Raw genomic sequence first — 9334 nt, 5'->3', positions numbered from 1 at the left:
GAGCCGGGGATACAAACAGAGCGCCTCGTGGCGCACAAGGTGCGCTCCACCGCCCACCGCTTGGGCTGGACCTGGAAGCCGCGCTGGTCCGGGTCCTTACGGACGATCTCCAGATCGCGGCCGAGGATCCTGGTGGTCCACTCGACCAGGCGGCCGGCGAAGCCCTGGTCGGCCCAGACCTTCTTGACGCTGGGGTGGTCGAGCCTGGTCCACAGCAACGGCCGCTTCGCTCCATCACGGTCCTGGATGCTCGCCGCGACGACATGGACGGCCAGGAGCAATCCGAGGGTGTCGGTGACGATGAACCTCTTGCGGCCCTTCACTTTCTTGCCCGCGTCGAACCTCCTGGTGGCAGCGGGGACTGTGTCGGCGCTGCGGACGGACTGGGAGTCGATCAAGCCCGCGCTCGGCTCCGCGTCGCGGCCGTCGGCTTCACGGACCTTGCCACGCAAGACGTCATGGATGCGCTCAACGGTGCCGTCGTCGTGCCACCACGTGAAGTACCAGTACACCGTCGGCCACGGAGCGAAGTCCTTCGGCAGCTGCCGCCAAGCACACCCGGTCCGCACCACGTAGAAGATCGCGTCCACGATCCGCCGCCGCGGATGCTTCTCCCGCCGACCGCCCTTCGGACCCACCCGCGCCGGTGGGAGCAACGGCTCCACCAGCGCCCACTGCTCGTCCGTCAGGTCCGACGGATACCCACCCCCAACACCACTCACAGAGGGCTCAACGAGCCCCTCAGCAACGGGACACGGCAGATCTCAAACGCGGTCTGAGGGGTAGCGGCGGGGCGGTTCCGCGCCCCGGACCTTCGCCTGCCCTGATCGCATGCTGCCTCGAGCGCCCCCCAGTGCACCGCCATGCCTCCCCCTCTGGCTCGGCGACCAGCTCCTCCACCCTCGTTTAAGATCATTTTCGATGCGTGTGCACCTCAGTGGAGCCGGTTCGGGGCAGTCTAGCCATGCGCCCGGGCGGGATTCAACTGTCGTGCAGAGATTGGGGTTGAGGTACATTGACACGAGTGGAGCCGAGGGTGATGCCGCGAGGGGGTCGCTGTGACCGAGCAGGTAGGCCGTAGCTTGGCGGACAAGCTGAACCACTTGTTCGCGACCGTCAAGCCCCGCGGGGGCCAGGAGTACAGCAACGAGCACGTCGCGGCTGCCATCGGCAAGACCGGCGTCGCGATCTCGCAGAGCTACATCTGGCAGCTACGCAAGAACAAGAAGACGAACCCGACCCTCAAACACCTGCAGGCTCTGGCGGACTTCTTTGGGGTGCCAGCGGCCTACTTCTTCGACGACGAGGTGACGGACCGGGTCGAGGGACAGTTGGGGCTCCTGGCGGCCGAGCAGGAGCGCCTGGACGCGGCGGTCGGCAGCAGCGAGGTGAAGCTGATGGCTATGCGCGCCGGCGAGCTGTCGCCGGCTCGACGCAAACAGGTCATGGATCTTCTCGACGTCGTCTACCAGTTGGAGCAAGCGGAACAGCGGGGCTTGTGACCGGACGGCATCGGCAGGCTGCTGGCACCCGGCGGGGGCAGGCGCTAGTGGCGAACGACATCAAAATCTGATCAGGGGTGGGCAGATTGAAAGACCGCGAGCTGCGGCGTCGCTGCAGGCGCGAGTTGCAGGCGTTGGGCATCCAGCCCCCGTTACGGGTGGACGTTTTGTGCCGGCTCCTCGGGGAACGACGCCAGCGCCCGATCCGGCTCGTGCCTTACTCGTTGCCCGTGCCTGGGCCGTTCGGTGTATGGCTTGCCACTTCGTCGGCTGATTACATCCTGTACCAGCGGGAGACCAGCAAGATCCACCAGGATCACATCATCCTGCACGAGGTCGGCCATATCCTGGCAGACCACCAGAGCGACGATGGCGACGACGAGTTCTGGCGAGAGATGATGCCCGACCTCTCGCAGGAAGCCATCCGACGAGCACTACGGCGGACCTCTTACGACCAGGAGCACGAACGAGAGGCCGAACTGGTCGCCACGATCATCCTGGAGTGGGCCTCCGTGCTCGACCAGGTGACTCCGCGCAAGTCCAGCAACCCCTCTGTGCAGCGGGTGCAGACGGCATTGGGTGATCGGCAGGGGTGGCTATGACCATCTTGGTAGCACTTCCCGGCGTGGCTATCCTCGCAGCTCTGACCTGGAAGCTGTATCAGCTGGTCAAAGCACCTCAGGACAGCCCGCTCCGCGCGGTTACGCTGTGCCTTGCTTCTGTTGGCGCGGCATTCCCGCTCGGCCTTCAGAGCGCTGCGAGGGCCTTCGACAGTCTCGCGGGGCACGGCTCAGCCAAGCTCCTGCAGAACGCGCTACTCCTCGGGGCCGCCTACTGGCTTATGTGCTTCTACCTCTACTCGGCGTCAGATCACCGCCAAGGTCGAATCCGCGCCCGATGGGAAGCCGTCCCACTCGTCATCGCCATCGCGACCATCTCGCTGGCAGCTCTCACCACTCCGCAGAGCGTCAAAGATCGCCTCTACGCGACAACGGACATGCGGGTGACCCAGGTGGCGGTCTTCTACCTGGTGGCCGGACTGTACTTGGTCTACGCAATGGCCTCGGCGCTACGTTGGACCTGGCGCTATGCCCGGATGTCCACCCGTCCCCTTGCCGCCGGGCTGTGGATGGCAGCTGCAGGCATGGCCGGGCTGGTGGCAGCCAGCTCGGTTCGTGCCGTATTCGTCGTAATCCGGTGGTGGGGCGGCTCAGTTCCCGTGGCGCTGCTCCGGAGCGCGGATCTTCTGCTGGTCATTGGGGTCCCACTGTTCATGATCGGCGTCAGTTACCCCGGCTTCGTCACACGGGTCGCCGCAATACGAATCTGGCGGCACCATCGTCGCCTCTACCGGCGGCTGTATCCGCTCTGGACGATGCTGCACGAGGCGTACCCCGAAGACGCCCTGAATCGCGTACCTGTCAGCCGATGGGACTATGTCCTTTCCCTTCGAAGCGTTCACCATCGCTACTACCGGCGCGTCATCGAGTGCCGTGACGGCCTGGTACGCATCAGCCCGTACCTCGCAGACCTCTGCGCCTATGGCGACGGTGACGGCGAGACCTCGCCCGTAGCCCTGGCCGAGCACCTGCGAACGGCACTCGAGACCTACTTGTCAGGCGGCTCGGCGACTTCGACGGCGGTTCCGATAGCACTGCCGCGCAGCGACGACCTTGACGCCGACGTACGACAACTCGTGGCACTGGCAGATGCGGTTGGACCCGGATAGCACGTCGCATCTGTGCCTGGTGAGCCCCACACTTGCCCGCAGGCGCACGGCCCGGATGACGACTCGATCGCGGGCCGATCCACCTCGACGCCGTGCAGCGCCCCGCCCTGGTGGACTGGCCCCCGGCACATCGCATCCACAGGCCGGAGCCGGGGCGTCGGCGCGTGGGTGGCGATCGGTTCGTGGCAGACAAACACGATTGGATCAAGGAGACGGATGATGGAGCTATTGATCTCGGCTGGGCGGGTACTCACGGGTCCTGGCGGCGAATGCGTGGACGACGGGGCCGTACTCGTCACTGGAGACTCCATCGCCGCAGTCGGGACACGCGACGAGGTGGAACAAGTCGCCCCTGACGGCGTGCGGCGGGTGTCCTTCCCCGAGGGCACCGTCCTCCCTGGGCTGATCAACTGTCACGTTCATCTCGCCTTCGACGCTGGGCCGGACCCGGTAACCTCGTTGCGGGAGGCGGACGACACGAGCCTGCTGCTCGGCATGGCCGGCCGGGCGCAGCAGGCGCTGGCCGTGGGTGTGACCACGGTGCGGGACCTGGGTGACCGGGGTGGGCTCTCGGTGCGGCTGCGGGACGCCATCGCGGCGGGGTTGCTGGCCGGTCCGCGGATCCTGGCGGCGACGGCTCCCCTCACCCCGCCCGGCGGACACTGCTGGTTCCTGGGCGGCGAGGTGTCCGGCGAGGAGGCCATCCGGGACCGGGTGAGGCACAACGCTTCGATCGGCGCCGACGTGATCAAGGTGATGGCCACGGGTGGCGGGCTCACCAAGGGCGGCGCGGCGACCTGGCAGTCCCAGTTCACCACCGAGGAACTGCACGCAGTGGTGGCGGAAGCCCGCCGGGCCGGCCTCCCGGTCGCCGCCCACGCCCATGGCGTGGACGGCATCGCCGCCGCGGTCGCCGCCGGAGTGGACACCATCGAGCACTGCACCTGGATGGTCGAGGGAGGCTTCGAGCTGCGCGCCGACGTGGTCGCCGACATCGTCGCCAAGGAGATCCACGTCTGCCCGGCGGCCAGCCACAACTGGCGGCGCTTCGCCGAGTACTTCGGCGCGGAGCGAGCCGAACAACTGTTCGGCCAGGTGCGGCGGATGGCCGAACAAGGGGTCCGCCTGGTGGCCGGAACGGACGCCGGGGTACCGGGCTCCGTTTTCGACGGCTTCGTGGGCAGTCTCGAGCTCTACGAACACCTGGGCCTCTCCCTGGACCGAATCATCGACATGGCCACCATCGACGCCGCCCGCGCCCTCGGAATCGACACCCAAACCGGGCAGCTCACCGCCGGCTACCGCGCCGACCTGCTCATCGTGGACGGCGACCCGCTCCGCGACCTGAGCGCCCTTCACGCCGTACGCCTGGTCATGGCAGGAGGACGTCCGTACGGCAACGGAGCAGCCAGCAGTTGGTGAGTGCGTCACGTTCGCTCCACCTGCACCAGATGACCGGGATCCTGTGCTGCCGGGACCAGTACCAGTGATAGCTGGCTGGCCCCGGCAGCACGCGTGCCCAGAGCACACGAGTTTCCGATTGCCGTGCCGAGAAAATGCGACCGTCTTTAGGGAAGGAGGGGCAGCGACTCAAGACCCCGCATGAGGCGCGTGTGTCGCCACTGCAACTCGCTGCTCGGCACGGCGAGCCGAATCCGGGGGAAGCGGGCGAGCGTTTGCCGGATTTGTGCTGGAGGGCCGACCGCGCCCTGACGATGTGGACGCCGACGTTGTTTCGCTGAGCGTGGCGACAAGTACGCTGCAGGGCTGCCTGCTGCGTGGTGGAGCGCGCACGGGGGATGGGCTATCGGTCCGTGCCGTAGCGGAGCCCGTCGAGGAGCAGGTCGAGGAGACGGCCGGCCCGTTCGCGTTGGGCGGGAGTGCTGGTGATCAGTGCGACGCCGGCGAGGCTGAAGCCGACGTCGAGGGAGTCGATGTCCGCGCGCAGGAGACCGGCGTCGGCGCCGGCGTGCAGCAGGGTGCCGATCGTGGTGCCGAGCTTGTCGAGGGTCTCGGCGAAGGGGTCCGCGCCGGAGGCGACCGCGGCCCGCAGGGCGTCCGCCATGCCGTGCTTGGCGGCCAGGTAGTCGATGAACCTGTCCATCCACAGGCGCATCGCCTCATCCGGCGGGAGGTCGGCCAGCAACTCGGCGGCGCTGTCGCAGACGCGGGCCAGCTCGTTGCGGTAGGCGGCCTCGATGAGTGCCTCGCGGGTGGGGAAGTGGCGGTAGAGCGTGGCCGAGCCGACGCCCGCGGCCTTGGCGATGGTGTCGATCGGGACGTCCGCGCCCTTCTCGGAGAAGGCGCGTACGGCCGCTTCGAGGATGCGCTCCCGGTTGCGGCGGGCGTCGGCGCGCAGCGGGGTCGGCTGGGTGGTCAAGGCTGTTCCCTTCGTCTGTTGATCAGTCTACCCGGGCAAACGGGGAGTCCCCCGGTTACGTTTGCTAACCGGGGAGTTCTCCGGTTACCGTTGCGGAGCGAACCGGGGAGTTCCCCGTTTGCTGCCGACGCCAGTTACTCTTGACGGGAGAACCCTTGATGACCAGCGAGAAGACGGCCCTGATCACCGGCACGTCCTCCGGTATCGGCCTGGCTACTGCGATCGGTGCCGCGCGGGCCGGCTGGATCACCATCGCGACCATGCGCGACACGGGCAAGGCCGAGGCCCTGCTGAAGGCGGCAGCCGAGCACAAGGTCGCCGACCGCGTCCAGGTCAAGCGCCTGGACGTGGTCGACTCCGAGAGCATCGCCGCCTGTCTGGACGAGGTGATGGCCGAGCACGGCCGTCTCGACGCACTGGTCAACAACGCCGGCGCCGCGAAGACCGGCACCGTCGAGCTGATGAGCGTCGATGACGTCCGCGCCGCCATGGAGGTCAACTTCTTCGGCGTGGTGGCCGCCACCCGTGCCGCCCTGCCCCATCTGCGTGCCGCCCAGGGCCGGGTGATCACCGTCTCCAGCGTCGGCGGCGTCCTCGGCCAGCCCTTCAACGAGGCGTACTGCGCGGCCAAGTTCGCCGTCGAGGGCTTCATGGAGTCCCTCGCACCCGTCGCCGCAACCGTTGGCGTCGACGTCACCGTGGTCGAACCCGGCCCGGTCGCAAGCGAGTTCGTCGCCAACCAGAACCTGGACATCCCCGCCCTGCTGGATGTGGCCGGGCCCTACGCCCCGGCCCTTGAGGCGTACCTCGGCCTGCGCCGCAGCGTGTTCGAGGGCGCCCAGACCCCGACCGAGGCCGCCGCCCCAATCATCGACGCCCTCACCGCCGCCCGCCCGCCCTTCCGCATCCAGACCTCCGAGCGGGCCCGCGACTTCGTCGCCACCACGCTCGCCGACCTCGACGGCTCCGCCGTCCAGACCCTGACCCGCACCTGGGTCCGCTGAACCGCCCCAAGAACCGAACACCCCCAGAAACAGGAGCATCCCTCATGACTTCCCCGAAGACCGTCCTGATCACCGGCACGTCCTCCGGCATGGGCCTGGCCACCGCGATCGGCGCCGCCCAGGCGGGCTGGACGACCATCGCGACCATGCGCGACACCGGCAAGGCCGAGGCCCTGCTGAAGGCCGCAGCCGAGGCGGGTGTGGCCGACCGGATCCAGGTCAAGCGCCTGGACGTGACCGACTCCGAGAGCATCGCCGCCTGCCTGGACGAGGTGATCGCCGAGCACGGCCGCCTCGACGCACTGGTCAACAACGCCGGCGCCGCCCACCTCGGCACCGTCGAACTGATGGGCGTCGACGAGGTCCGTGCCACGATGGAGGTCAACTTCTTCGGCATGGTGGCCGCCACCCGTGCCGCCCTGCCCCACCTGCGCGCCACCCACGGCCGGGTGATCACCGTCTCCAGCGTCGGCGGCATCCTCGGCCAGCCCTTCAACGAGGCGTACTGCGCGGCCAAGTTCGCCGTCGAGGGCTTCATGGAGTCCCTCGCCCCCGTCGCCGCCACCGTCGGCGTCGACGTCACCATCGTCGAGCCCGGCCCGGTCGCGAGCGAGTTCGTCGCCAACCTCGGCCTGGACCTTCCCGCCGCACTCGCCGCGGCCGGGCCCTACGCCCCGGCCCTTCAGGCGTACATCACCCGCACGCGGGACATCTTCAGCCACGCCCAGACCCCGGCCGAGGCCGCCGCCCCGATCATCGACGCCCTGACCGGCGACCGCCCGGCCGTCCGCATCCAGACCTCCGAGTGGGCGCGCGACTTCGTCGCCACCACGCTCGCCGACCTCGACGGCTCCGCCGTCCAGAGCCTCACCAACACCTGGGTCCGCTGAACCGAAGACGGCGGCCTCCTGGGCGGACAGGCGGAGGCTGCCCTGGCAGTGCTGGTGAAGAAGCGGATGGTCCCCATTCGGCCTTCGTCCGCGCCGTCGACGCAGCGGGGTCGCAGGCTAGAGTGCGCGAGGTGCGGCTGTGGGCGGGTTGCTCGCTCGCCGGCCATGGCTTGCTGTGGAATTCGCTGGTTCGTCTCCGCCGTGATTGGCATGATGCCTGGTGATGACCGATCAGTCCCAGACCTCGACTTTCCCTCCTTCCTTTGACCACCGCTCTGCTGCCCGCGACAGTCTGTATGGCCTGGCTGTCGGTGATGCGTTCGGTGCGCAGTTCTTCGTTCCCGAGAACCGGCCGGCTCTGGCCGAGCGCCGGCTGCCGCCTGGTCCGTGGCCGTGGACGGATGACACCGAGATGGCCTGTTCGGTGTTCGACGGGCTGCGGCTGCGCGGCACGGTGAATCAGTGGGAGCTGGCGCGGTCGTTCGCGCGGCGGCATGACTTCGACCGGGGGTATGGTCCGGCGATGAACCGGCTCCTTCGGCTGGTTCGCGAAGGCGGTGAGTGGCGGGACCTTGCCACCGGGCTGTTCGACGGGCAGGGGTCCTTCGGTAACGGTGCGGCGATGCGGGTGGCGCCGCTGGGGGCCTGGTTCGCCGTGGACTTGGAGGAGGCCGCTTGGCAGGCGGCGCGTTCGGCCGAGGTCACCCACACGCACCCGGAGGCGGTGGCGGGGTCGGTGGCCGTCGCGGTCGCGACTGCATGTGCGGCGCGCAGTCGTGGCCGTCGCATGACGCCACGGGAGTTGTTGCGGCCGGTGGTGGAGCTGACCCCGGCTGGGAAGGTCCGCGAGGGTGTGGTCGAGGCGCTTGGCCTGGTCGATCAGCCGCATGTGGAGCTGGCGGCCCACCAACTGGGCAACGGGCGGCAGGTCAGCGCGGTGGACACGGTGCCGTTCACGCTGTGGTGCGCGGCCAGGCACCTCGACGAATTTGAGGCCGCACTGTGGGCGACGGCCTCGGCGGGCGGGGACGTCGACACCACATGTGCAATCGTGGGCGCGATCGTGGCCTCCCGCCTGGGCGTCCAGGGCGTCCCGACTGCATGGTACGACAGCGCGGAACGGCTGCCTGACTGGCTGGAGCCGGAGCGGCTCGGGACGGACACGAGTCGGGCGGACTTTCCCCACGCGGCACCGATCGCGCGGCCGGAGCCGATACCGGTGCCGGACCTGGTGTGGACGCCTGGACAGTGGCAGCGGGTCCGCCACGGCCTCCAGGCCCAGAGCATGGACGAGAAGTGGGACACCTGCCTCGAAGGCGACCGGTTCTTCGTGATCCGCAGCGAGACCCGCTGCCTGTTCGAGGTGGCCGTCGAGACGACCACGGACGGCCGGCGGCCGGTGAGCGCCTGGGTGGAGTCCGACCCGGACCGCTACCGGCGCGGGAGCGACGAACAAGAGAACACTCTCCTGGAGATGCTCCTGAACATGCACTTCGGCAAGGCCGACCGCCCGGAGCTGTGGCAACGCTACCGCCGGCTGCGCTTCGGTAGCTGATCCACTGCCCGACCTGACGATCTTCCACCTCGGGGATCCCGTGGCTGGTGCGTGGAGGACATCGGCTGCCTCCGGTACCGCCGAGGTCACTTGAGTAGCAACGCGCCAGATCGACGGCTTGGGCGGAGGACCATCGGGTCGTTGGACGGATCCACGTTCGTGTCCGAATGTAGTTATGGCTCCGCCCAGATGCGCCGGGGATCGAGGTGCAGTTCGTTCTGCATGAGGCAGTCCGCCACGAGCGTGCCTACCGGATTGCCGCACGCACACAGCT

8 protein-coding genes and 1 pseudogene are annotated in these 9334 nt (G+C 68.5%); 7 read left to right on the top strand and 2 right to left on the bottom strand.

What is annotated here, in order from left to right; genetic code table 11:
- A partial coding sequence (locus ACIGXM_RS37160; RefSeq protein ID WP_396568546.1) for an IS5 family transposase occupies window positions 1-722 on the bottom strand: 722 nt, incomplete at its 3' end.
- Window positions 723-1058: 336 nt separating this feature from the next.
- Between ACIGXM_RS37160 and ACIGXM_RS37155 the strand changes: the two genes are divergently transcribed.
- From ACIGXM_RS37155 to ACIGXM_RS37140, 4 genes are all read left to right on the top strand, one after another.
- Window positions 1059-1502: a helix-turn-helix domain-containing protein gene (locus ACIGXM_RS37155; RefSeq protein WP_396568545.1), complete on the top strand. Its 444-nt coding sequence runs from the start codon at window positions 1059-1061 to the stop codon at window positions 1500-1502.
- An 86-nt stretch (window positions 1503-1588) separates the two neighbouring features.
- Window positions 1589-2104 (top strand): hypothetical protein, encoded by a 516-nt coding sequence (locus tag ACIGXM_RS37150; protein ID WP_396568544.1) that lies wholly within the window; start codon window positions 1589-1591, stop codon window positions 2102-2104.
- Window positions 2101-3231 (top strand): MAB_1171c family putative transporter, encoded by a 1131-nt coding sequence (locus ACIGXM_RS37145; protein WP_396568543.1) that lies wholly within the window; start codon window positions 2101-2103, stop codon window positions 3229-3231. The genes ACIGXM_RS37150 and ACIGXM_RS37145 overlap by 4 nt, the downstream gene beginning before the upstream one ends.
- Before the next feature lie 336 nt (window positions 3232-3567).
- Entirely contained in the window at window positions 3568-4653 is a 1086-nt protein-coding gene (locus ACIGXM_RS37140; protein ID WP_396568542.1) for an amidohydrolase family protein, read from the top strand.
- Window positions 4654-5035: 382 nt separating this feature from the next.
- Here the strand turns inward: ACIGXM_RS37140 and ACIGXM_RS37135 are convergent, their stop codons facing one another.
- Window positions 5036-5611, bottom strand: coding sequence for a TetR/AcrR family transcriptional regulator (locus tag ACIGXM_RS37135; RefSeq protein ID WP_396568541.1), 576 nt, complete (start codon window positions 5609-5611; stop codon window positions 5036-5038).
- Window positions 5612-5769: 158 nt separating this feature from the next.
- Between ACIGXM_RS37135 and ACIGXM_RS37130 the strand changes: the two genes are divergently transcribed.
- The 3 genes and pseudogenes from ACIGXM_RS37130 to ACIGXM_RS37120 form a co-directional block, all read left to right on the top strand.
- Window positions 5770-6615 carry an SDR family oxidoreductase gene (locus tag ACIGXM_RS37130; protein ID WP_396568540.1) on the top strand — a complete coding sequence of 282 codons (846 nt, stop codon included), beginning with the start codon at window positions 5770-5772 and terminating at the stop codon, window positions 6613-6615.
- A 44-nt stretch (window positions 6616-6659) separates the two neighbouring features.
- Entirely contained in the window at window positions 6660-7505 is an 846-nt protein-coding gene (locus ACIGXM_RS37125) for an SDR family oxidoreductase (RefSeq protein ID WP_396568539.1), read from the top strand.
- Between the two features lie 223 nt (window positions 7506-7728).
- A pseudogene (locus ACIGXM_RS37120) lies at window positions 7729-8643 on the top strand (ADP-ribosylglycohydrolase family protein); the annotation flags it as partial.
- Window positions 8644-9334: the final 691 nt, after the last annotated feature.

The organism is Kitasatospora sp. NPDC052896, assembly GCF_044547075.1.
In the GTDB taxonomy this organism is placed as follows: domain Bacteria; phylum Actinomycetota; class Actinomycetes; order Streptomycetales; family Streptomycetaceae; genus Kitasatospora.
The sequence above is the reverse complement of the archived record's forward strand: the minus strand, read 5'-3'. Positions and strand labels throughout refer to the sequence as shown.

Bases quoted from the DNA above. Each gene is read 5' to 3' on its own strand.
- ACIGXM_RS37145 (WP_396568543.1), top strand. From the start codon at position 2,101: ATGACCATCTTGGTAGCACTTCCCGGCGTGGCTATCCTCGCAGCTCTG.
- ACIGXM_RS37125 (WP_396568539.1), top strand. From the start codon at position 6,660: ATGACTTCCCCGAAGACCGTCCTGATCACCGGCACGTCCTCCGGCATG.
- ACIGXM_RS37130 (WP_396568540.1), top strand. From the start codon at position 5,770: ATGACCAGCGAGAAGACGGCCCTGATCACCGGCACGTCCTCCGGTATC.